Origin of the sequence: Pseudomonas sp. NFR16, assembly GCF_900108875.1 — a bacterium.
In the GTDB taxonomy this organism is placed as follows: Bacteria; Pseudomonadota; Gammaproteobacteria; order Pseudomonadales; family Pseudomonadaceae; genus Aquipseudomonas.
Genome location: NZ_FNYJ01000001.1, coordinates 1,914,102 through 1,938,891 on the forward strand (window position 1 = coordinate 1,914,102; position 24,790 = coordinate 1,938,891).

Annotated in this window: 21 protein-coding genes; 10 read left to right on the forward strand and 11 right to left on the reverse strand. The window is 59.7% G+C overall.

What is annotated here, in order from left to right; all coding sequences use genetic code 11:
* Window positions 1–8: 8 nt before the first annotated feature.
* From flgD to BMZ10_RS08510, 5 genes are all read right to left on the reverse strand, one after another.
* Window positions 9–704 carry a flagellar hook assembly protein FlgD gene (flgD, locus tag BMZ10_RS08490; protein WP_093459752.1) on the reverse strand — a complete coding sequence of 232 codons (696 nt, stop codon included), beginning with the start codon at window positions 702–704 and terminating at the stop codon, window positions 9–11.
* Between the two features lie 15 nt (window positions 705–719).
* Window positions 720–1,163 carry a flagellar basal body rod protein FlgC gene (gene flgC / locus BMZ10_RS08495; protein ID WP_081568811.1) on the reverse strand — a complete coding sequence of 148 codons (444 nt, stop codon included), beginning with the start codon at window positions 1,161–1,163 and terminating at the stop codon, window positions 720–722.
* A gap of 3 nt (window positions 1,164–1,166) precedes the next feature.
* Window positions 1,167–1,574: a flagellar basal body rod protein FlgB gene (gene flgB / locus BMZ10_RS08500; RefSeq protein ID WP_093459755.1), complete on the reverse strand. Its 408-nt coding sequence runs from the start codon at window positions 1,572–1,574 to the stop codon at window positions 1,167–1,169.
* 393 nt (window positions 1,575–1,967) lie between these two features.
* A complete protein-coding gene (cheR, locus tag BMZ10_RS08505; RefSeq protein ID WP_093459758.1) occupies window positions 1,968–2,795 on the reverse strand; it encodes a protein-glutamate O-methyltransferase CheR in 828 nt (275 codons plus the stop codon).
* A 45-nt stretch (window positions 2,796–2,840) separates the two neighbouring features.
* Window positions 2,841–3,773, reverse strand: coding sequence for a chemotaxis protein CheV (locus BMZ10_RS08510; RefSeq protein ID WP_093459761.1), 933 nt, complete (start codon window positions 3,771–3,773; stop codon window positions 2,841–2,843).
* A gap of 77 nt (window positions 3,774–3,850) precedes the next feature.
* Between BMZ10_RS08510 and flgA the strand changes: the two genes are divergently transcribed.
* The 4 genes from flgA to BMZ10_RS08530 all read left to right on the forward strand — a co-directional run bounded on the left by flgA (window position 3,851) and on the right by BMZ10_RS08530 (window position 6,429).
* Entirely contained in the window at window positions 3,851–4,612 is a 762-nt protein-coding gene (gene flgA / locus BMZ10_RS08515) for a flagellar basal body P-ring formation chaperone FlgA (RefSeq protein WP_177182062.1), read from the forward strand.
* Window positions 4,613–4,772: 160 nt separating this feature from the next.
* Window positions 4,773–5,090, forward strand: coding sequence for a flagellar biosynthesis anti-sigma factor FlgM (gene flgM / locus BMZ10_RS08520; RefSeq protein WP_093459767.1), 318 nt, complete (start codon window positions 4,773–4,775; stop codon window positions 5,088–5,090).
* Window positions 5,091–5,139: 49 nt separating this feature from the next.
* Entirely contained in the window at window positions 5,140–5,607 is a 468-nt protein-coding gene (locus BMZ10_RS08525; protein WP_093459770.1) for a flagella synthesis protein FlgN, read from the forward strand.
* An 81-nt stretch (window positions 5,608–5,688) separates the two neighbouring features.
* The gene (locus BMZ10_RS08530; protein WP_093459773.1) at window positions 5,689–6,429 is read left to right on the forward strand and encodes a flagellar brake protein; all 741 of its coding nucleotides are present in this window, start codon (window positions 5,689–5,691) and stop codon (window positions 6,427–6,429) included.
* A 527-nt stretch (window positions 6,430–6,956) separates the two neighbouring features.
* Here BMZ10_RS08530 and BMZ10_RS08535 read toward each other — a convergent pair.
* Both BMZ10_RS08535 and BMZ10_RS08540 read right to left on the reverse strand, forming a co-directional pair.
* The gene (locus tag BMZ10_RS08535; RefSeq protein ID WP_093459776.1) at window positions 6,957–8,411 is read right to left on the reverse strand and encodes an MFS transporter; all 1,455 of its coding nucleotides are present in this window, start codon (window positions 8,409–8,411) and stop codon (window positions 6,957–6,959) included.
* A gap of 230 nt (window positions 8,412–8,641) precedes the next feature.
* The gene (locus BMZ10_RS08540; RefSeq protein WP_177182086.1) at window positions 8,642–9,883 is read right to left on the reverse strand and encodes a glutamine synthetase family protein; all 1,242 of its coding nucleotides are present in this window, start codon (window positions 9,881–9,883) and stop codon (window positions 8,642–8,644) included.
* Window positions 9,884–10,232: 349 nt separating this feature from the next.
* On the opposite strand from BMZ10_RS08540, the gene vioA reads away from it, so the two are divergent.
* The 4 genes from vioA to BMZ10_RS08560 are packed head-to-tail and all read left to right on the forward strand — an operon-like array spanning window position 10,233 to window position 16,275.
* Entirely contained in the window at window positions 10,233–11,351 is a 1,119-nt protein-coding gene (gene vioA / locus BMZ10_RS08545) for a dTDP-4-amino-4,6-dideoxy-D-glucose aminotransferase VioA (RefSeq protein ID WP_093459782.1), read from the forward strand.
* A complete protein-coding gene (locus BMZ10_RS08550; protein WP_093459784.1) occupies window positions 11,351–12,073 on the forward strand; it encodes a class I SAM-dependent methyltransferase in 723 nt (240 codons plus the stop codon). The genes vioA and BMZ10_RS08550 overlap by 1 nt, the downstream gene beginning before the upstream one ends.
* Window positions 12,074–12,100: 27 nt before the next feature.
* The gene (locus BMZ10_RS08555) at window positions 12,101–12,712 is read left to right on the forward strand and encodes an acyltransferase (protein ID WP_093459786.1); all 612 of its coding nucleotides are present in this window, start codon (window positions 12,101–12,103) and stop codon (window positions 12,710–12,712) included.
* A 20-nt stretch (window positions 12,713–12,732) separates the two neighbouring features.
* Entirely contained in the window at window positions 12,733–16,275 is a 3,543-nt protein-coding gene (locus tag BMZ10_RS08560) for a glycosyltransferase family 2 protein (protein ID WP_093459788.1), read from the forward strand.
* A 4-nt stretch (window positions 16,276–16,279) separates the two neighbouring features.
* Here BMZ10_RS08560 and BMZ10_RS08565 read toward each other — a convergent pair whose 3' ends face one another.
* Window positions 16,280–17,305, reverse strand: a complete 1,026-nt coding sequence (locus BMZ10_RS08565) for an AraC family transcriptional regulator (RefSeq protein WP_093459790.1) — start codon at window positions 17,303–17,305, stop codon at window positions 16,280–16,282.
* Window positions 17,306–17,495: 190 nt separating this feature from the next.
* On the opposite strand from BMZ10_RS08565, the gene BMZ10_RS08570 reads away from it, so the two are divergent.
* Together BMZ10_RS08570 and BMZ10_RS08575 are read left to right on the forward strand one after the other, a co-directional pair.
* The gene (locus tag BMZ10_RS08570; RefSeq protein WP_093459792.1) at window positions 17,496–18,680 is read left to right on the forward strand and encodes an acetyl-CoA C-acyltransferase family protein; all 1,185 of its coding nucleotides are present in this window, start codon (window positions 17,496–17,498) and stop codon (window positions 18,678–18,680) included.
* 14 nt (window positions 18,681–18,694) lie between these two features.
* A complete protein-coding gene (locus BMZ10_RS08575; protein ID WP_093459794.1) occupies window positions 18,695–19,546 on the forward strand; it encodes a 3-hydroxybutyryl-CoA dehydrogenase in 852 nt (283 codons plus the stop codon).
* Window positions 19,547–19,666: 120 nt separating this feature from the next.
* On the opposite strand, the gene BMZ10_RS08580 is transcribed toward BMZ10_RS08575, so the two are convergent.
* From BMZ10_RS08580 to BMZ10_RS08590, 3 genes are all read right to left on the reverse strand, one after another.
* A complete protein-coding gene (locus tag BMZ10_RS08580) occupies window positions 19,667–22,048 on the reverse strand; it encodes an efflux RND transporter permease subunit (RefSeq protein ID WP_093459796.1) in 2,382 nt (793 codons plus the stop codon).
* Window positions 22,049–22,075: 27 nt separating this feature from the next.
* Entirely contained in the window at window positions 22,076–23,176 is a 1,101-nt protein-coding gene (locus BMZ10_RS08585; RefSeq protein WP_093459798.1) for a WD40/YVTN/BNR-like repeat-containing protein, read from the reverse strand.
* 417 nt (window positions 23,177–23,593) lie between these two features.
* Complete coding sequence (locus BMZ10_RS08590) at window positions 23,594–24,553, reverse strand: omptin family outer membrane protease (RefSeq protein ID WP_177182063.1); 960 nt, start codon at window positions 24,551–24,553, stop codon at window positions 23,594–23,596.
* Window positions 24,554–24,790 lie beyond the last annotated feature (237 nt).

Sequence of the window (24,790 nt, forward strand, 5' to 3'; positions counted from 1 at the left end):
AGTCGGCTCTAGATTCCGATTTGTTGAACTTTGGACAAGGCAATGTTGGTGCCGTCGGCCAGGTTGAGGGTCATCGCGCTGCCCGCCGTACCCATGGTGACACTGGTCACCGTTGCAGGCAGGTAGGTGCTCAAGCCAGTGTTCTTGCCATCCAGGCTGCCGGTCGCCTTGAAGCTGTAGTTGCCGGCGGCCAGTGTCTGGCCTGCTTCGTCCTTGCCGTCCCAGGTGAAGCTGGCCTTGCCGGCTTTCTGCTCACCCAGATCAATCGTGCGCACGATGGTGCCGGTGCTGTCGTAGATATTGACGGAGGTCGTCGTGCTGGTCGAAGGCACCACGACCGAACCGGTCATGCCCTTGGTGGTGTCGACGTGGGTTGAGCCGGTGTCGGCGATCACCGAGCGGCCGACCAGCGAAGACGCCTGCAACGCTTGCGAGGACTGATACATGCCACCGATCGCGTCGACGGAGGTGCTCAGGTTCTGCATGGTTTCAAGGCTGCTGAACTGCGCCAGTTGCGCCACGAACTCGCTGTTGTCCTGAGGATCGAGCGGATTCTGGTTCTGCATCTGCGTGACCAGCAGTTGCAGGAACGAATCCTTGCCCAGCGTGCTGGCGCCGGTGCTGCTGTCGCCCGCCTTGCCGGAGGTGACGGTCTGCAGCGACTTGATGTAATCGCTGCTGGATGTGTCGTTAGTAACGGTCATTGCATGAGCCCCTTATCACTGACCGAGGGTCAGGACCTTCTGCATCATTGTTTTAGCGGTGTTCATGATTTCCGCATTGGTCTGGAACGAACGGCTGGCCGAGATCATGTCTGCCATTTCATTGACGACGTTGACGTTCGGGTAATAGACGTAACCGTTCTTGTCGGCGGCCGGATGGTTTGGCTCGTAACGCGCTTCCAGGTTGGAAGCGTCTTCGACGATGCCGGAAACCTGAACACCGGTGCCGGCCTGGCCCTGGTCTTCGAACAGCGAAGCGCTGCCGCCGGACTCCTGGCCTTGGAAGACCGTCGCGAACACCGGGTGACGGGCGCGGTAGGTCTTGTCCAGACTCGAGGACACGGTTTCGGCGTTGGCGATGTTACTGGCCACGGTGTTAAGGCGAGTGTTCTGGGCACTCATGCCGCTACCGGCAATATTGAAAACACTGGATAGAGACATGAATTACTCTCCGCGCAGGGCCGATACCAGCCCTTTGAACTTACTGTTGAGCAACGTGAAACTGGCCTGAAAACCGATGGCGTTTTCGGCGTAGTTGGCATTTTCGACCTGAGCATCGACGGTGTTCTGGTCCAGCGATGGTTGCGACGGCGTGCGGTACAGCAGGCTCGCGTCGCTGTCGGTCAGGCCCTCGGCTTCGATATGACGGTTGTTGGTCATGTTCAGGGCGAAAGTGCCCTTGTTGGCCTTGTCGCTTTCAGCGGCCAGCACCTTGGAGAAATCCAGGTCGCGCGCCTTGTAGTTCGGCGTGTCGGCGTTGGTGATGTTGTTGGCCAGCACTTCGGCACGTTGAGCGCGGAAGTTCAGCGCCTTTTCGTGAATGCCCAGTGCGTTGTCAAAGCTGATGCTCATGTCGGGAACCTTTACCGGTTGACCAGATGTTCGTGACAGAGAGATAGCAAGCGTCGTGCCAGTTTTTCAAAGCACCGTATTTCGCGGGCTACAGGGGAGGTTGATGGCGCAGATGCCAGAAAAGCGGCAAGTGATTTCCGCTGATGGCGAGGAAAGCGGCAACGCAGGTGCCGTTTTTTTGCCGCTGAGGTCGCGTCCGGGCTGACGAGGGCAGGAAGATCAAAAACAAGAGCACAAGCGACTTGCGTCACCGCTTTTGATTCTGCCGAAGACGTAGGAGCGCACTTGCTCTGGGCCGCATCGGACGATCTGCCCAACACTGCAAGAATCAAAACCCAAAGAAACAAAAACCCCGATCCAACGGGGTTTTCATCCAATCACAATCGCAGCCCGTCACTTGGCCTGATAAATGATCCCGGGACTGCACTGGACCATTTGATAATGATCCGGCAAACCGTTCAGGGCCTCGGACGCCCCAAGGAACAGATAACCGCCCGGCTTCAGCGTCGCGTGAATGCGCAGCAGAATGTCCTTCTTCACCTCCGCCGAAAAGTAGATCAACACGTTACGGCAGAAAACGATGTCGAACTTGCCCAGCGCCGCATAACTGTCCAGCAGGTTGAACGACCGAAACTCCACACGACTCTTGATCGGCGCCTTCACCGTCCAGCGCCCGGGCGTCTTCTGATCGAAATAACGCTGCAGACGATCAGGCGACAGACCGCGACCGATCGCCAGACTGTCGTACTCACCCGTCTTGCAGTTGTTCAACATGCTGCCGGAAAGATCCGTTGCGACAATCTGCACACCCGACTTCAACTGCCCCGGGTTGCTGCGCTCGAACTCATCGATCGACATCGACAGCGAATACGGCTCCTGCCCCGACGAACAGGCTGCCGACCAGATGCGCAGTCGCTGCCCCGGGCTCGCCTTGATCTGCTCGGGCAAGACCTTGTTCTTGAGCACCTCGAATGGATACGTATCGCGAAACCACAAGGTTTCGTTGGTCGTCATCGCATCCACGACCTGTTCGCGCAACCCGCTGCGCGGCTGGGTCTGGATCCGCTGGATGAGCTCGCCCAGCGACTTGATGCCCTGCTGTTCCATCAACTTGTTGAGCCGACTGGACACCAGGTACTGTTTATTTTCACCCAGCAAGATGCCACAGGCTTTTTCCAGGAAGCCCCGGAACTGTTCAAAATCCAAATTACCTGTAGACATGCCGCCTCTCAAATCATGTGAACAGCAAGGAGGGAGGTTCCCTCCTCAGCTGATATCTGCCGCCCTGATACGATCTACCACTCTAGCTGCCAGATCGTCCGGCCGAAACTTTGCCAGGAAATCGTCCGCTCCGACCTTCTTCACCATTGCCTGGTTGAAAACGCCCGACAACGATGTATGCAAGACGATGTGCAGCTTCTGCATGCGCGGATCACTGCGGATCTCGGCAGTCAGGGTATAGCCATCCATCTCCGGCATTTCAATGTCGGAGATCATCATCAGGAACTCTTCTTCCGGTTTTTTCCCTTCGTCCACCAGTTTGCGCAAGAACTCCAGCGCTTGCCGACCATCATTGAGCGCGGTGACCTCCACGCCAACGGTCTGCAGGCAACGCGTGACCTGCTTGCGCGCCACCGACGAGTCGTCGACCGTCAGCACACGCAGGGACAACGCCTTGTGCTGCACTTCTTCGGTCACCACGCCGGCGGAAATATTTTCTGAAACCGGCGCCACTTCGGCGAGGATTTTCTCCACGTCGATGATTTCGACCAATTGATTGTCGATCCGCGTCACTGCCGTCAGGTAGTGGTCGCGACCGGTTCCCTTGGGTGGTGGATGAATGTCTTCCCAGTTCATGTTGACGATGCGTTCAACCGAGTGCACCAGAAAACCCTGAATCTTGGTGTTGTATTCGGTGATGATCACGAACGCATTATCGATATTGCCCAGCGCTGTCGAACCGGTCGCCATCGCCAGATCGAGGATGGGAATGGTCCCGCCCCGAATATTTGCCACTCCGCGCACAATCGGACTGGATTTGGGCATGTGGGTAAGTTTTGGGCACTGAAGCACCTCTTTTACCTTGAACACGTTGATCCCATACAACTGCTTGCCGTCCAGCCGGAACAACAACAGTTCAAGGCGGTTCTGCCCTACCAGTTGAGTGCGCTGGTTAACTGAATCCAAAACACCAGCCATGCACTGCTCCTCCCCAAATCGACCAATTGCGCGTTGCTGGATGAGCATACGGCACGGGCCTTGCTATTTACCCAATCATGAACAGACAAATGACAGTATCCCGACGCCTCGCCACTGCAACCCGCAGCTTTTTCTGCGTGCTGGCTGCCGTGTGTCTGCTTGGCACCGCCGGCCTGAGCCGTGCGGACAATGTGACGCTGCCTGAACAACTTATCGGCGTCACCCAGGGCTTTCTTGAATTCACCGTTGAAGACTATCTGGCTACCAGCCAAACCGCAGGCCGATATGAAATCGAAGTCAAACAACTGGATCCGCGTCTGCGCATGCCGCACTGCGACAAGGATTTGACAGCCACCCTGGAAAGCCCTGCGCAGCCCATCGGCCGCGTCACGGTCAAGTTGCGTTGCGAAGGCAGTGCTCCATGGACGGTGTTCGTGCCTGCCCAGGTACATCTTTATCGCAATGTCGTGACCGTGGTCCGGCCGATGAAGCGCGATGCGATCGTTGCCGAAGGTGATGTGGCGATGCGCGAACGCGACGTGGGCTTGCTCGGCCAGGGTTTCCTGGATTCGGTGGATCAGGCGATCGGGCAGAAACTTGTCCGACCAACGGTCATCGATCAGATTCTGACGCCCGTACATCTGGAACAGCCGCAGATGGTCCGCAAAGGCGATCAGGTCGTCATCAGCGCTCGCAGTGGTTCGATGAGTGTGCGCATGCCTGGCGAGGCCCTGTCGGCAGGCGGTCTGAACGAGCAAATACGGGTGAAAAACCTCAATTCTCAGCGCGTGATCAAGGCCAACATCGTCGCCCCCGGGCAGGTCGAGGTGCCTATGTAAAGGGCCGTAACCTCTGGCGCAACGCTTGCGCTTTTCCTACACTCGGAACCGTCATGTCCTATGCGAAGTCTATTCGAGACTGTTTTCGCACTGGCCCTAAAGTTATTCCGGGTTTGGCCGAAACCAAGGCAAGCGTCCTAGAACCCAGAGGTTTTCAATCATGGTCATCGACTTCAGTCGTTTGAATAGCTCCAATGCCGTTGGGGGTACAACTCGTACTTCCAGCACGAAAGAAGCCAGCAAAACCGAAGCTCCGGCTGCGGTGAGCACTTCGACGAGCGTGAACGGCAGCGGCGAGGCAGTACATTTGAGCAGCGAAGCTCAACAGTTGCAGAAGATCACTGATTCGTTGCGTGATCAGCCAGTCGTCAACAGCAGCCGCGTGGCTGAGTTGAAGGCGGCGATCGCCGACGGCAGTTACAAGGTCGACAGCAACCGTGTTGCGAACAAACTGCTTAATTTCGAAGCCCAGCGCTAGCCCCCGGTCTGCGCAGGGGCTTCTGGACGCTTAAATCCCAGGGCATGCGATGCAAGACACTACTTTGCTTCAACTGATCACGGACGATATTGCGCCGACCCGGCATCTGCTGGAGATCCTGAAGGCCGAGTCACTGGCGCTTCACGGCCGCAATATGGTCGAAATGGAACACATCCTGGCGCAAAAACAGGCGCTGGTGATTGTCCTTGAGCAGCACGGACGCAGACGCACCCAGCTGATGACGAGCCTTGGCCTGCCCGCCAACCGTGCGGGACTGGAAGAAGTGGCGAAGCATTCTTCGGTTGGCGAAGCGTTGTTGAAGTCAAGCGACGAACTCAGCACGCTGATGAGCGAATGTCAGGCGGCCAACGAGCAGAACGGCAGCCTCATTCAGTTGCAGCAGCTCACAACGGCGCAGCAGCTGCGAATCCTCAACGGTGGCGACACGCCGACGCTGTATGACAGCCGGGGTTCGACGTCCGGTAGAGCCAGACCACGTCCGCTTAGCCAGGCGTAAGTTCTTGTATCAAGGCGCGCGACATGATGGCAAAATGCCTCGCGTCGCACGCTGTCGTTTTTTGCCTGGAGATGGAAAACCGTGAATGCCTTAAGCGCGGAAGATGTTCCGCAGCCCCCAAAGGTACTGACCACGCCTTTGGAAATTGCCGCCAACCTGCGGCTTCTGATGGAAAGCCATGATCCGCTGATCATCACTTTTCACGAGCGTAGCCAACGCTTCCAGAGTTATGTGACAGACGTAGACCGTGACAGCAACGAAATCACGCTGGATGAAATGATCCCGCGCGATGGAGAACGCTTTCTGGCCAACGGCGAGGCATTCCGGGTCGAAGGCTTCCATGATGGCGTTCGTATCGCCTGGGAAGTCAAAGCGAAGATGGACGTCATCGATGATCCGCGCTGCTATCGCGGACCGATGCCTGAAGAAGTCGTTTATCACCAGCGCCGCAATGCCTTCCGCGCGGCCTTGAAGCTGGCGTCGCTGGTCGACATTGAAATCGGCGGGGACAAGCTGAAGTCGCCGCTGCGCGGCAAACTGCTCGACATCTCCGCGACCGGCTGCAAGCTGCGTTTCGAAGGCGATGTGTCTGAACGCATGCAACTGGGACAAGTCTACGAGCGTTTCGTCGCTCACCTGCCCTTCGGCGCCATGACCACGCCGGTCGAGCTGCGTTACCTGCACTTCGAAGAGAAGATCAACATCACTTTTGCCGGTGTGCGCTTCCACAACATGAGTGGACTGGTGCAGCGTCAGGTCGAACGCTTCGTCTACCAGCTGCAGCGCGAAGCCCGTCGCTTCGACAAAGACGACGACTTCTGATTCAACCGGCCAGCGGGCGCTTGCGGCAAGCGCCCCGCACCCGAACGATCAGAACGCTGACAAACCGATCCCGTACTGCGCCGCAGCGATTGCGGCGACTGTCCATACCCCGGCATCAACGCCCTGCATGCCTTCGCGTCAGCCTTCGCGAGCAAGCTCGCTTCCACCAGGTTCGCGCAAGCATCGGATGCCAAGTCGGACGCTGGATTTTCGTGGAGATGAGCCACTGTCTTTGGCGCTCCATTCGATCCACGGCGTAACACCACCCGACGCCTTCCCGGCTAAAGCCGGTCCTACGAAAAACCTGCAGCGTCCGTAGGACCGGCTTCAGCCGGGAAGAGGCCGGTATATGCTGTGGAGATACCGTGGTTGGAAATCAGTGTTCGTCCGATGGCGGCCCGAGCAACTTGCTCTCACCCGCTCGCGCAAGCATCGGATGCCCGGCAACACGCAGACCTTATGTGGGAGCGAGCTTGCTCGCGAAGAGGCCGGGAACCGGGCGGCGTTTGCAGCCGCCAGGTCTCGCGTCAGAGCGGGCGGTCGACGCCGACATCCCGCGATGCATCGTGAACCGCGTCCGGCCGGGCGTCTTGCGCGACGGTGGTGACATCGTCATCGACCACCGCAACCGGCCGCACGACGCCTTCGCCTGACGGCACCACGCGTTCGGGGCCGGCTTCGGTCTCGGCACCGGGCTGCTCCGGTTCCGTCGCGTCGGTCGCGGTCTGCATCTGGTCCTGAACCACTTGTTCATCGACCCGAGGGTCAAGCGCCACGACCAGCGGCGAGCTGGACATGCTGTCCGGCATCGCGATGTGATGCAGCGGCGCATCTTCCACCTGGTGCAGGTTGGTGACGGCTTTGGGACGAATACGCAGCACCAGCACCAGTGCCGTGAAGCAGACGAAGGCGTACAGCATGTTGCTGCCGAACATCTTCATCAGCACGCCCGAGACCAGCGGTCCGATACTGGCGCCCACGCCATAGGTCATCAGCAACATGGCCGTCAGCGACACGCGGCGCTCGCCTTCGACGTGGTCATTGGAAAACGCGACCGCCAGCGGGTAGAGCGAGAACTGCAGCAGCGACGCCACGAACCCGACCGCCAGCAACACCTCCATCGGCACGCTGGGGAAAATCGCCAGTGGCAGCGCGGCCAGTACCAGCAACCCCGCCACGCCGCGAATCAGCCAGGCACGATCGTAGCGGTCCGACAACCTGCCCAACGGGCCTTGCACCAGCAGGCCTGCGCCGATGCAACTGGCCATGAACATACCGACATGTTCGGTGGACAGCCCCTGCTGCGCGGCATACAGCGGCGCCAGGCCATAAAATGAGCCGATGATCAGACCGGCGCTCAACACCGTGGTCAGCGACTGCGGTACGCGGCGCATGAAGAACAACGGTTCGAGCGGCGCCGGACGCATCGGCGCCGGGTGAATGCTGCGGGTCATCGCCACTGGCACCAGGCACAGGGTGAAACACAACGCCACCAGCATCAGCAATTCAGGGCCCAGCTGCGGATGGATCACCAGAATCAGTTGGCCGAGCACCAGCCCCAAGTACGAGGCGATCATGTAGCCGCTGAACACCAGGCCACGCTGCTTGGGCGATGCCTGCTCGTTGAGCCAGCTCTCGATGACCATGTACTGGCACATCATCCCGAGGCCAACGATCATGCGCAAAAAGATCCACGCCGGCAGGTAATCCACCAGACCATGCCCCAGAACGGCAGCGCCGACGATCCCGGCGCACGTCGCATACGCACGAATGTGCCCGACCCGGCCAATCAGCCGGTGGCCGATCTTGCCGCCCAGCGCCAGACCGACATAGTTGGCGGCCATCAGGGCACCGACCCACAAGCCATCGACCTGATCGGCCGCCAGACGCAAGGCAAGGTAGGTGCTCAACAGGCCCGAGCCGATCAACATCATCAGCGAGGCGAAATACAGCGCTCTAAAGGACTTCCAGATTTGGCGCATCGGCTTTCCAAAAACGGGAAACCTTCATCAGAGAGGATTCCCGAACCGCGGTTCTTGAGCCTGGGTGCTTCAGACTGTGTGAAACCATCACGAACAAACGTCAGACGTCGCACGCAACACGCGATAAGGCCGCAAGCGCCCTACACCGGGCGCTCTGATCGAGCCTGCTCGCCTGTTTTCAACGACATACCACGTGCATCACTCCGAAGGAGCATGGCTCGCAATGGTGTTCACACATCCTGAGCCAATACTCGGCGCTCCCAGGGCGTGATTTCATCGAAGAAACTGGTCAGTTCCAGGGTCTTCGATGCGATGTAGCCTTCGATGAATTCGGTCCCAAACAGTTCCTTGGCCAATGGGCTGCGTTTCAGACGCTCTAGAGCGGCATGCAAGGTACATGGCAGGGAAAGATTATCCGGCACGACAAACTCTCCTTGAATCGGTGCCGACGGTTCCAGTTTCTGCTCGATCCCGTACAGCCCGGCTGCAAGACTAGCTGCAATGGCCAGATACGGGTTGGCATCTGCACCGGGAAGCCGGTTTTCAACCCGTCGGGCGACTGGCGCACTGGCCGGAATGCGAAGGCCGGCGGCGCGATTGTCGTGTGACCAGCAGGCATTGTTTGGCGAGGCAAACGGATGGCACAACCGCTGGTACGAATTGACGTTGGGCGCAAACAATGCGGTGAAGTCCGCCATCGCCGCCTGCTGCCCGCCGAGAAAATGGCGAAATTCGGCGGTGGCTTCGCCCCGCCCGTCACTGAAAAGGGTGTTGCCGGTCGCCGTCTCCACCACGCTCTGATGAATGTGCATCGAGCTGCCCGGCGTGTGCGCCAGCGGCTTGGCCATGCAGACCACAGTCAGACCATGCTTGAGCGCGACTTCCTTGAGCAGATGCTTGAACAGGAACGTCTGATCGGCGAGCAGCAACGGGTCGCCGTGCAGCAGGTTAATCTCGAACTGGCTGACGCCCATTTCGTGCATGAACGTGTCCCGCGGCAGGCCAAGAGCCGCCATGCCCTTGTAGACCTCGCTGAAGAAGGGTCGCAGGCCGTTGTTGGAACTAACGCTGAACGCCGAGCGTCCTTCTTCGCGGCGGCCGTCCAGCCCGACCGGCGGCTTGAATGGTTGAGTCGGGTCGCTGTTGGGTGCGAACACGAAGAACTCAAGCTCGGTCGCCACCACCGGCGACCAGCCATAGCGGGCGTAACGGGCGATCACCGACTTGAGCTGGCCGCGGGTCGAGAGACTGGAGCTTTCGCCGGTCAACTCGTCCGCATCGCAGATGGCCAGCGCGCGAGGCTCGTCGCTCCAGGGCAGACGGTGAATCTGTTGCGGATCGGCGACCAGCGCCAGATCACCATCGTCGCTGCCGTAGAATTTTGCCGGCGGGTAGCCGCCCATGATGCATTGCAGCAGCACGCCGCGGGCCATCTGCAGGCGTCGGCCTTCCAGAAACCCTTGCGCCGTCATCACCTTCCCGCGTGGCACACCGTTGAGGTCCGGGGTGACACATTCAATTTCATCAATGCCCATCAATCGCTGCGCGAGTGAATTGTGGCCATCGCTACTCATGACTCAAATCCTTTGTTTTTCTGGCAGGCCGCACAGCGGCAAGGCGTACAAAATAAGCGTCAGTCGTTCGGAATATCAAGCGGAGTCGGCAAATCCTGGGCCTTGGCGAGCCCGGCAGGAATTGGCCGGGTTCTTGCTATTTCGTGTCATGACCGGCGCGAACGCCATTTTGCTGACAGCGGCTTCGGTCTGCGGGACGTATTCGTACCCGACCATTGAGCAGCAGCCTAACTAGAGCGCAGACCTGATGAGCAAAACCACACCAGTTACCCGGCCAATGCTCGCGCCGCTTGAAGAATTCATCCCGTACCTGGAAAGGATCTGGGACAGTCGCACCCTGACCAATGGCGGCCCGTTCCACCAGCAACTGGAAAAAGAGTTGGCCGTGTATCTGGGCGTCGAACATCTGTCGCTGTTTACCAACGGCACCATCGCCCTCGTCACCGCTTTACAGGCATTGCGCATCACGGGCGAAGTCGTCACGACGCCGTACTCGTTCGTGGCCACCGCTCACTCGCTGTTGTGGAACGGCCTCAAACCGGTGTTCGTGGACATCGATCCGCACACATATAACCTCGACCCTGCGCGGATTGAGGAAGCCATCACTCCGGCGACCACCGCGATCATGCCGGTTCACTGCTACGGCCAGCCTTGTGACGTCGAAGCGATCCAGCGCATTGCCGACCGCTACGGCCTGAAGGTTATCTACGATTCGGCCCACGCCTTCGGCGTACGCGAGAACCAGCAAAGCATCCTGCGGCACGGCGACCTTTCAGTCATGAGCTTCCACGCGACCAAGGTGTTCAACACCTTCGAGGGCGGCGCGATCATCTGCCCGGACGCGAAGACCAAACAGCGTATCGACTATCTCAAGAACTTCGGTTTCGCCGATGAAATCACCGTGGTCGCCCCAGGCATCAACGGTAAAATGAGCGAGGTCAATGCGGCATTTGGCGTGCTGCAACTCAAGCACATCGACGCCGCCCTGGCCCGCCGCCAGCGCGTAGATACCATCTACCGCGAAGCGCTTTCGAATATCGAAGGCATCGAGGTCGCCTGGCCGGACCGCGAAGGCCACAACTATTCGTACTTCCCGATTCTGGTCAATTCGCAGTTTCCGCTGAGCCGAGACGAGCTGTTCGAGCGCTTCCGCTCTCGCGACATCCTCGTGCGTCGGTATTTCTACCCACTGATTTCGGCGTTCCCGATGTATCGCGGGCTGGAGTCTGCCCGCGTGCAAAATCTGCCGATCGCCACAAGCGTGTCCAGCCGGATCCTGTGCCTGCCGATTTTCGACAGTCTCACCGATGAAGAAATCACCCATGTTCTGGACGTCATTGTTCAGGCCAGAAACGGAGTCAATTAATGCGTAGTTGTTCGGTGTGTTCGTCGCAGTTCGCGAACTTCTTGCCGCTTGCGTCCCATTACTTCGAAATGCTCAACGAGCTGAACGTCAGCTACTCGCTTGATGATTTCGAAACCCTGAACACCGGGCAGTACAGCTGTCCGCAGTGTGCAGCGTCGGATCGCGATCGTCTGTATGCGTTGTTCGTGAAAACGTTCGTGAGGCGCCCAGAAGGACGGCCGCTGCGGATTCTGGACATTGCGCCTGCGCCCTTGCTGTCCCGGTTTCTGCGCAGCATTCCGGACAGCCAGTACCGCTCCGCCGACCTGTTCTCCCCATTGGCGGACGACATCGTCGACATCATGGACATGAATATCTACCCCGATAACAGCTTCGATTTCATCGTCTGTTCCCATGTCCTGGAGCACGTCCCCGACGACCGCAAAGCCATTGCCGAACTTTATCGTGTGCTCGACAAAAATGGCCTGGCGATCCTGATGGTGCCCATTCTGCTGACCGCAGAACACACCGACGAAGACCCGGATGAAACCGACGTCAATGTGCGCTGGGCGCGATTCGGCCAGGATGACCATGTGCGCATGTATGCCAAGCAGGACTACATGTCGCGCATCCGCGCGGGCGGGTTCGAACTGTTGGAACTCGACTCTCGATCGTTCGGCCAAGGCACGTTCCGGCAACAGGGCATCACCGAGCAAAGCGTTCTTTATATCGGCACGAAGTAGTCTGTGGGCAGTGAGAGGTAGTCGACGATGGGCCGTTCAAACGAAGTAAACGAAGGTTTTCGCACGCTGGGCGACAACGTCAAAATCTACCCCGGCGCCAAAGTGTATGGCCGGGAGTTCATCAGCATCGGTTCGAACGTCATCATTGACGACTTCGTGTTCATATATGCCACGGCGCCGCTCTACATCGGCAGTTATGTCCACATATCCTCGTTCTGCTCGATCAGTGGCGGCGGCACGGTTGTGTTCGAGGATTTCTCCGGGCTGGCATCGGGCGTGCGCGTGGTGTGCGGCAGCGATGACTTTCTGGGCGGAGGCCTGACCAATCCGACCGTGCCCGCGGAGTATCGCAACACCCGACGATCATTCGTGCACATTGGCCGTCATGCGATCGTCGGCGCCAATGCGGTCATCCTGCCGGGCGTCACCATTGGCGAAGGCACCGCGGTGGGTTCGGGCTCGGTCATCAGCAAATCCCTGGAACCATGGAGCGTCTACGCAGGGCTGCCTGCCAGGCGCATCAAGGCCCGCCCACACGAAGTCATCCTGGAAAGCGAGCGCGCACTGGCCAGCGACGGTCTGTTCCAGCCCATGGCCGCCTCTGTGTTCCGAGACGCTTTGAACGCCTCACGTTCTTGAATTTTCTATCAGGTATTTGAATGAGCCTTCGCCGTTTAGTCAGCATCGCTATCCCGGCCTACAAGCCCGACTTCTTCGAAGCCACGCTGCAAAGTGCCTTCAGCCAGACACATGATCAGATCGAGATCGTGATCTGCGATGACTGCAAGAGCGATGCGATGTACCAGATCGTTGAACGACTGCGGCCTCAGAGCCCATGGCCGATTCGCTATATGCGCAATCAGACGCCGCTGGGTGAAACTCTCAACGTCGCCCGGTGCATCCGGGAATCACGCGGCGAATACATCAAATTCCTGTATGACGACGATCTGCTGGACCGCGACTGCATCAGCGCGCTGGTAGCGCTCTTCGAAGCGCATCCGAACGTCACGCTGGCCAGCTCGCGCCGCAGCATGATCGATGAGAACGGCGAGCTTCAGCCCGATAACCAGGCGACCCTTTTCCCCTTCTCCCATGACGTGATCATGGCCGGAGCGCCACTGGCGTCGTTTCTTGGGCAATTCCCGATCAATTTCATTGGCGAACCCAGTTGCGTAATGGTCCGACGCGCGGACGTGCTGGCTTTCGGCGACGATCTGATGGCCCTCAATGGCACGTCTATCACGTGGGTCGGGGATCTGGCGATCTACGTGAAGCTGATGCGAATGGGCGACGTGGCGATGCTGGCCAAGGCTTTGTCGTTCTTTCGGGTCTCCAGTGCGCAATACAGCGCCGAAGGCCGCAACAAGCCCAATCTGGGGGAGCAGGCACAGCGAGTTTTTCGCCAGCGAATCCTCGAACTGGGCTGGACCAGAAGTTTCGATGAATACCGCATGCTCAAGATCGCGCCGCTGGCTGAGCCTACCCGCTTCAGCGAAGTTGACCTGCTGCCCTACTTCGTCAATTCCGGTTCGACTTCCGGGGATGGCTTAGGGTTCGGCGTCGGTCACTGGCTGGCGCAGCGCACCGTCAATCCGACCCAGCAGAAGCTGATCGATGAGCGGCTCGAAGCCAGTAGCGCTGGCTCCTCGCTGCTGGTCGTCGTGATGGACGATGCACGCCAGCCGCGCAAGCTCGACGCCACGCTGCACAGCATTTTGATCCATCAAGCGCTGTCCCCTGCGCTCAACGTGATGGTGCTGTCTGAGCGAGAGGCGCCTGCCGGCCTTGACGTCAGCGGGCCTCTGCAATGGCGTGGCGGCGTGGCAGGGCAAACGGCCCTGGCGCTCAACGGTTTGCTTGAAACGCATTATTGCGACTGGTTCATCATTGTCGAGGCAGGCGCCAGTTTCACTGCCCACGGGATTTCCAGGCTGCGGCTCAAACTCCCTGACCTGACCCAATGCCCGGCTTTGTTCGCCGACGAACTGCACCGTTTCACCGAAGGGCGGCACGAGACGGCGTTTCGCCCGGATTTCAACCTGGACTATTTGCTCAGCTACCCCTCGGCAATGAGCAGGCACTGGGTTTTCCATCGCCAGACCATCCTGGGCATTGACGGCTTCGATCCGGATGCGGGCAACGCCATGGAGCTGGATCTGATCCTGCGGCTGATCGAGAACGAGGGCGTGGCGGACCTGCATCACCTCGCCGACCCGCTGCTGATCTGCGACGCCGTGGACGCCGAGCGAGATGAACGCCTCGACCAGGGCGACGCCGAGGTCCGCGCGCTGAGTCGACACCTGCATGCCCGTGGCTACGTCGACAGCCAGGTCTGCGAGACCGCGCCCGGCCTCTACCAGATTCGCTACCAGCACACGGAACGTCCCCTGGTTTCGATCCTGATTCCAACCAAGGACCAACTGGGTATTCTCAGCCGCTGTGTCGAAAGCGTCCTGGAAAAGACCGCCTACAGCCACTACGAAATCATCATCATCGATAACAACAGCGTGGAAGCCGACGCGCTGGAATGGCTGGCGGGGGTGGAAAGCATGCAAAGCGAGAAGGTGCGCGTGTTGCGCCACCCCTTCCCGTTTAACTATTCGGAAATCAACAACATGGCGGCCCGCCACGCCCGTGGCGAATATCTGGTGCTGCTGAACAACGACACTGCGGTGCTCCACGACGACTGGCTGGATAATCTGCTCAACCACGGGATGCGCCCCGAGGTGGGCGTGGTCGGGGCGAAATTGCTGTTTCCGGACGGCGCGATCCAGCATGGCGGCGTGGTCATGGGCATCGCAGGTCCGGCCTATCACGTCTTCGTGGGCGCTCCCTTCGAGAGCGCTGGCTATATGCAGCGCCTGCAGGTCGATCAGGATTACAGCGTGGTGACCGCTGCCTGCATGATGGTGCGCAAATCGCTGTATCTGGAGCTTGGCGGGTTGGAGGAAACGCACTTCAAGGTTTCCTACAACGATGTAGATTTTTGCCTCAGGGTCCGCGAGGCGGGCTATTTGGTGGTCTGGACACCCCATGCGCGATTGCTGCACGAATCCAGCGTCAGCCAGATCCAGATCGACCCGCACGCCGGATGGCAGAAGATAGAACGATTCCGTGGCGAACAACTGGCCATGTACCGACGCTGGCTGGCGGTCATGGCCCACGACCCTGCCTATAACCCCAACTTTGCCGTGAGCAGGACCGGCTTCGAGCTTGAAAACAACGTTGACCTCACCTGGCGCCCGTTGCCGTGGCGACCGCTTCCATTGGTTCTGGTGCAACGCCTATTGCAGTGGCAGCCCAGCGATCAGCGCCTCACCGCTCCCCTCAACGCGCTACGCGAGCAGGCCAGGCTGGACGGTGCCGTCTCGCAGAGGCTGCTCGACTTTGTGGAACTCGAGCGCCTGCGTCCCGACACGGTGGTGTTTCAACAGCCACTCGCCGAGGCCGACGTCAACAACATGCGGGTGATGAAGTCGCTTTCCCCTGCTTTTACCGTCCTGGACCTGGACCGTCTGCCGGCATCAGGAACAAGCGATCCGGCCTTTGTGCAAAGCCTGGGGCTGGTCGAGCGAGTGGTGGTATCTTCGCCGGCCCTGGCTGAGTCGCTGGCCGGTCTGCACCCTGATATCCGGGTCGCCTCGGACTGCCTGCCCGTCGAATGGAAGCAGGGCATTTATGCGCAACGGCGCGTGGGTGGCAAGATGCGCGTGGGTTGGTGCGGCGATGACCCGCAGCTGGATCTGGCGCTGCTGGACAAGGTCGTTCGTACGATGGCAGATGAAGTGGACTTTATCGTGATGGGGTGGTGCCCGATGGCGCTGCGGCCCTACGTTAATGAAATACACCCTCACGTGCTCGCGCATCTGGAACCTGGGGCCATGGCCGCGATGAATCTGGATCTGGCATTACTCCCGCATCGGCAGAACGACCTGCGTAATGCTCAAAGTCAGGGCCGCGTGCTGAAATTCGGTGCCTGCGGCTTCCCGGTGGTTTGCAGCGACAGTTCGCCCGGCGCCGACTCACTGCCTGTCCTGCGCCTGACGAATCAACCCGAGCGCTGGATCGAAACCATCCGCGGCTACGTCAAAGATACCGATGCGCTGGCGCTGGCCGGTGACACGCTGCAACGCGAGACGCTGGAAAACCGGGTCCTCGACGGACGCTGCCTGGAAGACTGGCGAAGCGTGTGGCTGCGCTGACGCGTCAGAAATCGTCGGGCGAGACGGGCATCGCCGCCGCCCGATAGTGTCCCGGACTCTGCCCGGTCCATTTCTTGAACGCCCGGTGAAACGCGCTGGGCTCCTGAAAGCCGACCAGCGCGGCGATGTCCACCACGCTCATGTCGGTTTCACGCAGCGTCTGCTGCGCGATGCCACGCCTGACATCGTCCTTGATGCCCTGAAACGCACAGCCCTCACGCTCCAGACGGCGCCGAAAGGTGGTCGGGCTGAGTTTCAGTTCATCGGCCATCTCCAGCAGGGTCGGCCAGTGACCGTAATGGCTGTTGCGAAGACGCTGATACACCTGCGCCGCCAGCCCGCGCTGATTGCGGAAGCGGATCACCAGCCACTGCGGCGCAGTGCGCAGAAACGATTTGAGCGACGGCAGCGACTGCACCACCGGCAAACGCAGGTAATGGCTGGAGAACTCGATCTCGGTGCGCTGCTCGCCAAAACTCAGGTTGAATCCCCACAGCAGCGAGTCGTCGCTGAGTCGCTCGCGGTGCTGGCGAAACTGCGCGCGGTCAATGGTGATCCGTCGTCCGCCCAGCCAGCACAGCAGGCTGATCATCAGCAGCAGAAAAGTTTCTTCGCCAAAGCGTTGCTTGACGGGATCGTCGGTGCGGGTCTCCACGGCAATCACCGCTCGCTGGCCGCGCACGATGAGGCTGCCGCGAAAATCGCGCAGGAACAGGCCGAAATTGTTCAGGCATTGGCGCAGCGCTTTTTCAAGGTTCGGTTCCTGAATGAGCGCCCGGCAGATCAAGGCGAAGCTGCCCAACGGCATGCCGTGCGAGTCGAGGGCGAAAAACTCATCGCCCAGCTCCTTGATCTGAATGAGCCACAGCGCTGCGAACGCGCTGGCCGACACCCTGGCGGCCGGATCATCGAGCAGGGCCATGTCGATACCCGCCGCTTCCAGCACCGATTGCAGGCGTAACGGTTCGTCCCGCAAGGCGTGCACCACCAACTGGACGAAATAAATCGACACTGAATCCTTTTCCCGCATGAGCAGCTTTTCCTCTTATTGGTATGCGCCACTGGCCAGACCGTGATGGTAAAGAACGCCAACTGATCTGGACAGTTTTGGCATAGGCCCGCTGCAAACGTCGATCTAGACTTGCCCGCAATCAGCCCTTGGCCGAAATGCCGTCTGTCGGTGCTGCCCACCCTAAATACAACAGGTTTCAGGAGTCGACATGAGCACTACCGAAGTTTTCGTCGTCAGCGCGCTGCGCACCGCCATCGGTGGATTCGGCGGTTCCCTCAAGGATGTCTCGCCCATCGAACTGGGCACCCAGGTCAGCCGCGCTGCCATTGCCGGGTCGGGGCTCGCCGCCGAGCACATCGGCCACGTGGTCATGGGTCATGTCATTCCGACAGAAGTGCGCGATGCCTACCTGTCCCGCGTCATCGCCCTTGAAGCGGGCCTGACCAAGGAAACCCCGGCCATGAACGTCAACCGCCTGTGCGGCTCGGGTCTGCAGGCCATCGTGTCGGCCGCCCAGTCGGTGATGCTCGGCGACGCCAAAGCGGTGCTGGCCGGCGGCGCCGAATCCATGAGCCGCGGCGCTTATATCATGCCGCAAGCCCGCTGGGGTGCGCGCATGGGCAACGTTCAGGCGTACGACTACATGCTCGGCGCGCTGCACGATCCGTTCGCCAACATCCACATGGGCATCACCGCCGAAAACATCGCAGAGAACTACGGCATCACCCGAGCCGAGCAGGATGCATTGGCGCTCTCCAGCCAGCAGCGCGCGGCCCGGGCCATTGCCGAAGGCCGCTTCGAAGGTCAGATCGTGCCCATTGAAATCGCCACCCGCAAAGGCACCGTGACCTTCGCTCAGGACGAACACGTGCGCGGCGATGTCACCGCCGAGCAGCTGGAAAAAATGAAAACCGCATTCAAGAAAGACGGCACCGTGACCGCCGGCAACGCGTCGGGCTTGAACGATGGCGCCGCAGCGCTGGTGATGGCCAGTGGCGAGATGGTCCGCGAACAGGGCCTCAAGCCGCTCGCGCGCCTGGTCGCGTACGCGCACGCCGGGGTCGAGCCATCGATGATGGGCCTGGGGCCGATTCCCGCCAGCCGCAAGGTTCTGGAACGCGCAGGCCTGACCGTCGCAGACCTGGACGTGATCGAATCCAACGAGGCTTTCGCCGCACAGGCCTGCGCGGTCGCTCGCGAGCTGGGTTTCGATCCGGAAAAGGTCAACCCTAACGGCTCCGGCATTTCGCTGGGCCACCCGGTCGGCGCGACGGGCGCCATCATTGCGACCAAGGCGATTCACGAGCTGCACCGGATTCAGGGCCGCTACGCACTGGTGACCATGTGCATCGGCGGCGGTCAGGGCATCGCTGTCATCTTCGAACGCGTTTGAGCGGGGAGTCTCCAATGAGCCTGCAACACATTGCCGTGATCGGCGCCGGCACCATGGGCAACGGCATCGCCCAGGTGTGCGCCGTCGCGGGTTTTGACGTGACACTGGTGGATATTTCCGACACGGCGCTGGAGCGCGGTGTCGCGACCGTGCGCAAGAACCTCGAACGTCAGGTGAACAAGCAGACGATCGACAACGATCTTGCGCAAGCCGCCTTGCAACGTATTCAGACGACCACCGACTACGCGCAGCTGGACGGCGCGCAACTGGTGATCGAGGCAGCCACCGAGAACCTGGACCTCAAGCTGCGGCTGTTGAAGATGATCGCCAGTCATGTGGGGCGGGACTGCGTGATTGCCTCCAACACCTCGTCGCTGTCGATCACGGAGCTGGCGGCCAGCGTGGAATTTCCGGAGCGTTTCATCGGGCTGCATTTCTTCAATCCGGTGCCGATGATGGGCCTGATCGAAGTCATCCGCGGCTTGCAGACGGCCGATGAAACCCACGTCGCCGCGATCAAGCTGGCCGAACGCCTGAACAAGACCGCGATTACGGCAGGTAACCGCCCAGGCTTTGTGGTCAACCGGATCCTGGTGCCGATGATCAACGAAGCGATTCTGGTGCTGCAGGAAGGCTTGGCGACTGCACAGGACATCGACGACGGCATGCGCCTGGGCTGCAACCAGCCAATCGGTCCGCTGGCCCTGGCGGACCTGATCGGCCTGGACACATTGCTGGCCATTGTCGAAGCGTTCCATGACGGCTTCAACGACAGCAAATACCGCCCTGCCCCGCTGCTCAAGGAAATGGTCGCCGCAGGCTATCTGGGACGTAAGAGCGGACGAGGTTTCTTCGTCTACAACTGACAGGCTGGGCGAAAAATACAGGTTGGCTGTACCGGGCAGTTGCGGCGAGTGCCCCGTGCTTCGCCCTCATGAAAAAACCGCAGGCAGCGTACGGCCTGCGGTTTTCTTGTTCCCGGTCGATCAGTGCGAGAACAGCGAGTTGCCGACCTTGCCGGCCATCTTCTCCGGTTTGATGAGGAAACGCGCCAGCGCTGGCAACAGCCACAGGGCGCCGAACATGTTCCACAGCAGCATGAACGTCAGCATCAGGCCCATGTCGGCCTGGAACTTGATCGCCGAGAAAATCCACGTGCACACCCCGATCGCCAGGCACAGGCCGGTGAACAGCACAGCCTTGCCGGTCGATTTCAGCGTCTCATAATACGCCTCCTGCAACGGCAGCCCCGCACGCAGGAAACTCTCCAGACGGCTGTAGATGTAGATGCCGTAATCGACGCCGATCCCTACGCCCAGCGCCACCACCGGCAAGGTCGCGACCTTGACGCCAATGCCCATGAATGCCATCAGCGCGTTGCCCAGCACCGAGGTCAGGACGAGCGGCAAGACGATGCACAACGTCGCGGCCCACGAGCGGAAAGTGATCATGCACATCACGGCCACGCAGATGTACACCAGGATCAGAATCGTCAGCTCAGCCTGCTTGATCACCTCGTTTGTCGCGGCCTCGATTCCGGCGTTACCCGCCGCCAGCAGGAATTCCAGGCCTTCCTTGTTGTTCTGCTGCGCGAATTCCTGCACCGCATGCACCGCTCGGTCCAGGGTTTCTGCCTTGTGGTCGTTGAGGAAAATCAGCAGCGGCGCCAGCGAGCAGGTGTTGTTGTACAGCCCGTCCGCCCGGGAAATGGAGCTGTTGAGCACGTCCTTGTTGCGCGACAGCGACTCCCATTTCAGGTTGCCCTCGTTCATGCCCTTGATCACTTGCTTGGACACAGTGACCAGTGAAATGGCCGATTGCACGCCCGGCGTATTTTCCATTTTCCACGACAACTCGTTGATCGCCGACAGCGTCTGAAAGGCAGAGCAGCCCTCGGGCGGTGTCTTGACCATGACCACCAGCACATCGGAACTGGTCGAGTAGTTGCTGATGATGAAGTTGTTGTCTTGGTTGTACCGCGAATCCGGCCGCAGCTCCGGCGCCCCTTGATCAAGATCGCCGATCTTCAGGTTGTGCCCGTACCAGAGGCCTGCACCCAACGCCACCAGCGCCAGGATTACCGACACCCGCGCGACCTTCGGCGCGGCAAAGTTCGACAACAGTCGCCAGAACGGATGCTCGCGTACGGCGTCCAGCTTGCTGCGCACCACGGCTTTTTTGCTGATGCCGACGTAGGAAATCGCCACTGGCAGCAGGATCAGGTTGGTGAATACGATCACCGCGACGCCGATCGAGGCGCCAATGGCCAACTCGCGGATCACCCCGATGTCGATGATCAGTAACGTGATGAACCCTACGGCGTCGGCCAGAATCGCGATCATTCCCGGCAGAAAGAGCTGGCGAAACGTGCGTCGTGCCGCCGTCAGGGCGTTCTCGGCGTCACTCGATTGCAGCGCAATGCCGTTGATCTTCTGCACGCCGTGGGAGATACCGATCGCGAAGATCAGAAACGGCACCAGCATCGAGTAAGGATCGAGCCCGAATCCCACGACATGCATCAGCCCCAACTGCCAGATCACGGCGATCAGCGTCGTGCTCAACACGGCAATCGTGCTGCGCAGGCAGCGGGTGAACCACATCAGCAGCACCAGCGTGATCAGAAACGCGACCCCGAAGAACATGACGACCATGATCAGGCCGTCGATCAGGTCACCGACTTTCTTGGCGAAGCCGACGATGTGGATGTCGACATTGGGGTTCTGTGCTTCGTATTTGTCGCGGATCTTTTCTTCGAGCTGATGGGAAAACTGGCGATAGTCCAGCGGCAACAGCCTGCTCTGGTCGGCCGGATCCGGATAGAACTCCTGCAGCGGCACGTCGACGATGCTGGACTTGAAGTTGTTGGCGACGAGACGACCCACCTGCCCGGATTTCAGAACGTTATTGCGCAGCTTGTCGAGGCTCTCCTGCGAACCGTCGTAGCTCTGCGGGATCACCTCGCCACCGGCAAAACCCTCCTCGGTGACCTCTGTCCAGCGCACGCTCGGGCTCCAGAGCGACTTGAGGCCCGACCGGTCGACGCCGGAAATGTAGAACACCTCGTCGTTGATCTGCCGCAGGGTCTCCATGTACTCCTTGGAGAAGATATCGCCCTGCCGGGCCTCCACTGAAATCCGGACCGTATTGCCCAGGTTGGCCAGATCGTTGCGGTGTTCCATCATGTTCTGAATGAACGGATGCCCGAGCGGGATCATCTTTTCGAAGCTGGTGGAGGGGCGCACCAGGGTGGCCTGCCAGAACAGGAAAATACTGACCAGCAGGCAAAGGCCGATCACTGTCGGCCGATTGTTGAAGATCAGGCGTTCCAGCAGTGTCGGCTTGTCGTGATGCTGTTGAAGATTGGTCATGGGAAAGCGTCCTGGCCTGGTCGGTTCTTATTGTTGAGCGACATCGGCGCCCGTTGGCGAGGTGACGCGAACGCCGCCCTGTCCCACCAGAATCAGATTGCCCTTATCGTCCTCGGTGACGCCGGCGAGCGAAATACGGTCCGAGCGGTTCGAGACCGTGAAGCTCTCCCCATCGTCGGTACTGCGCATCACGCTACCGCCATTTCCTACGAGCACTATTGAGTTGTCCGGCAACAGCGAGGCGTTGGCGATACTGAATTCCAGCGGCCCGCGTTCGCCTTGCAGCGCAACGGGTTCCCAGTGACTGCCGAAATCCGTGGAGCGGAACAGGTTGCCGCGCAGACCGTACGCCAGCAGCGTGTTGGCCTGTGAGGTGCCGACCACGCCGAACAGCGAACCCTGATAAGGGCCTTCGAGTTTTTCCCAGGTCTGGCCGTCATCGGGCGAGCGAAACATGCTGCCCTGCTCTCCTACGGCGAACAGTCCGGCGTCCTTCACGTAGGCGATGCCGTTGAGGTGAAACTGGTCTTCGTTATCGAGACGCTCGCCGATGTCCTGCCAGTGCTGGCCGCCGTCGGTGGTTTCCAGTAATGCGCCGTAAGCACCCACAGCGATGCCGGTCTGCAGGTCTTTGAACCAGACGTCCAGCAATGGCGCTTCACGCTTGAGGTCTTCGAACTGTTTGCTCCAGGAAGCTCCGCCGTCGTTGCTGGCGAGGATCTGCGCGTCATGGCCGACCGCCCAGCCGTGCTGGTCGTCGACGAAGTAAACCGCTGTCAGCAACTGGCGCGTCGGCACTTTCGCCTGGGTCCAGGTTCTGCCCTCGTCATCGGAAAAGAGAATGTGGCCGCGATCCCCCACCATGACCACGCGCTTGCCGGCATGGGTCACGTCCAGCAACAGACTGCGGGAAGCTTTGGCGGATTCGAGGGCGAAAACAGCGGAGTCCCCGGCGTTGGCGGGCGCATCAGCTGGCGTGCTGTCGGCGGCGAGCGCAGCGCCGCAGAAGGTCATTGAGATGAGCAACGACAACATCGTGTTCAGAGGCTTGCCCGTGTGCGACGTCCGGGAATTGTCACTGCCTCGAATGACCGCGGACCGAGTGCGCCGAATGACTGGCTCACGCATGGAGCTTCCCCTTCCTTTATTTTTATTGGGTTCTCCGCAGCCCCCGTCGAAAGCCGCAAGCGCTCTAGCTCGCGTACGACATGGCCCTGCCGAAGCGAACCCATCCTATCCAGCTTTGGAAACGTATGACAATCGACATGACGTTATCTTTTGTTAAGCAACGACCCGGTGATTGCAGCGTTATCACCAGGATTGATTGAGAACTCTAGACGCTGGAATTGGCTGTGGAGCAACATACAAGCAAAGCGCCATCTTTCGTGCTCCTTGCCCATGGCTGAGGTGCGGGGAGCCCATCAGTGGCCGTCTCGGGCGACGCATGGCCACTGTCCTGGCCATGCATTTGCGGCCGCGCGCGCCTGAGGATCTGACTGATGACAGGGTCAGGCTTGCGAGGATTAGCGTTGGCAGGGTCGATCGTCAGAACGCATAACTGACCGCCAGCGTCGACAGGGTGGTCCGCGCAGATTGTCCGGCAACTTTGCCCGAATAGTGATCGGTTTGACCTTCCTCCCTGTCCTCTACCGCCATGCTGCCCCTGGATTCGGCGTAAACCTGGTGATCCACGCCGGCCTTCATCGACAACTGAGGGTTGAAGCGATAGGACAATGCCAAGGCAAAGCTTTGCATACGCCCCGAGTTTCCATTGTGGTCGGTGAAGGTTGTGTCGCGCAGATAATGCTGGTCGACCGCCCGAGCCCTGACCCACTGACTGTGTTTGAAACGACCTTCCAGGCTCCAGTCTCGAAAATGCAGCAGCCCTACCAGCCCGACATAAGGTGTGTCGTACGTCTGTTCATAGCCGATACTCTTTTCCGCGTCCGGAAACTTTCCGGAAATGTCGCGATATCCGGCTCCGGAGGAGTACGTGTAATGCCCGCCGCGTGATTCCCAGCCATATTGACTGCGCTGGTAACCGATCGTGGCGCCGATGGCAGCGTGTGCGTTTTTGAAGAGCCAGGCGGTGCCCGCAATGTCGGCCTGCCAAGCCTTTTCGACGCGGGTATCAGGATGATCGGAGTAGTGACTCCAGTTTGTGTGGTCGCCTTTCAACCAGTCGTAGTCCTTCATATGGCTGTTGCCCTTGGTGACTGCCGTCCAGCCACGCAGATCGAGGGAAAGCCAATGCGCCGGATAGTACGTCAGGCCCAGATGCAACGTGGGAACCTGCTTCATGTCCCAGTTCAACTGGCTGATCTTTTTGCCGTTGTCCGGGTGAAACACCTTCTCGCGAGCCTGACCGTTCAACAGCCCGACGCCCAGGTTCATCTCGATACTGCCCAGCTCAAACCGTTGCTCACCCGTAACCTGAGCGGTCGCCATCGCCTCATGACCAAACGCGACCAGCCCCAGCATCAACAGCGTATTCCGTCCCTTCATCAACACTTCCGCACCTTTCATAAGAGGATGTGCGTTGCGCCAGCGACCTGCCGCAACAAAGCGTTTAAAGAATGAACGTCACTGAAGGATGTTTCTGCCGGCCCGCTCCTACTGTGTCGTATGAAAGCCAGACATTGGGTGATGGAAATTGCCTACAACAATTGATTGCCACGCAGTCCGTGGTGATGGTGCCGGGAGAAACCAGGAAGAGTTTTATAAGAAAAGCGGAAAGAAAAA

Coding starts and splice junctions, on each gene's coding strand:
- flgD (WP_093459752.1), bottom strand. CDS start 704: ATGACCGTTACTAACGACACATCCAGCAGCGATTACATCAAGTCGCTG.
- flgC (WP_081568811.1), bottom strand. CDS start 1,163: ATGTCTCTATCCAGTGTTTTCAATATTGCCGGTAGCGGCATGAGTGCC.
- flgB (WP_093459755.1), bottom strand. CDS start 1,574: ATGAGCATCAGCTTTGACAACGCACTGGGCATTCACGAAAAGGCGCTG.
- cheR (WP_093459758.1), bottom strand. CDS start 2,795: ATGTCTACAGGTAATTTGGATTTTGAACAGTTCCGGGGCTTCCTGGAA.
- BMZ10_RS08510 (WP_093459761.1), bottom strand. CDS start 3,773: ATGGCTGGTGTTTTGGATTCAGTTAACCAGCGCACTCAACTGGTAGGG.
- flgA (WP_177182062.1), top strand. CDS start 3,851: ATGAACAGACAAATGACAGTATCCCGACGCCTCGCCACTGCAACCCGC.
- flgM (WP_093459767.1), top strand. CDS start 4,773: ATGGTCATCGACTTCAGTCGTTTGAATAGCTCCAATGCCGTTGGGGGT.
- BMZ10_RS08525 (WP_093459770.1), top strand. CDS start 5,140: ATGCAAGACACTACTTTGCTTCAACTGATCACGGACGATATTGCGCCG.
- BMZ10_RS08535 (WP_093459776.1), bottom strand. CDS start 8,411: ATGCGCCAAATCTGGAAGTCCTTTAGAGCGCTGTATTTCGCCTCGCTG.
- BMZ10_RS08540 (WP_177182086.1), bottom strand. CDS start 9,883: ATGACGGCGCAAGGGTTTCTGGAAGGCCGACGCCTGCAGATGGCCCGC.
- vioA (WP_093459782.1), top strand. CDS start 10,233: ATGAGCAAAACCACACCAGTTACCCGGCCAATGCTCGCGCCGCTTGAA.
- BMZ10_RS08550 (WP_093459784.1), top strand. CDS start 11,351: ATGCGTAGTTGTTCGGTGTGTTCGTCGCAGTTCGCGAACTTCTTGCCG.
- BMZ10_RS08555 (WP_093459786.1), top strand. CDS start 12,101: ATGGGCCGTTCAAACGAAGTAAACGAAGGTTTTCGCACGCTGGGCGAC.
- BMZ10_RS08560 (WP_093459788.1), top strand. CDS start 12,733: ATGAGCCTTCGCCGTTTAGTCAGCATCGCTATCCCGGCCTACAAGCCC.
- BMZ10_RS08565 (WP_093459790.1), bottom strand. CDS start 17,305: ATGCGGGAAAAGGATTCAGTGTCGATTTATTTCGTCCAGTTGGTGGTG.
- BMZ10_RS08570 (WP_093459792.1), top strand. CDS start 17,496: ATGAGCACTACCGAAGTTTTCGTCGTCAGCGCGCTGCGCACCGCCATC.
- BMZ10_RS08575 (WP_093459794.1), top strand. CDS start 18,695: ATGAGCCTGCAACACATTGCCGTGATCGGCGCCGGCACCATGGGCAAC.
- BMZ10_RS08580 (WP_093459796.1), bottom strand. CDS start 22,048: ATGACCAATCTTCAACAGCATCACGACAAGCCGACACTGCTGGAACGC.
- BMZ10_RS08585 (WP_093459798.1), bottom strand. CDS start 23,176: ATGCGTGAGCCAGTCATTCGGCGCACTCGGTCCGCGGTCATTCGAGGC.
- BMZ10_RS08590 (WP_177182063.1), bottom strand. CDS start 24,553: ATGAAGGGACGGAATACGCTGTTGATGCTGGGGCTGGTCGCGTTTGGT.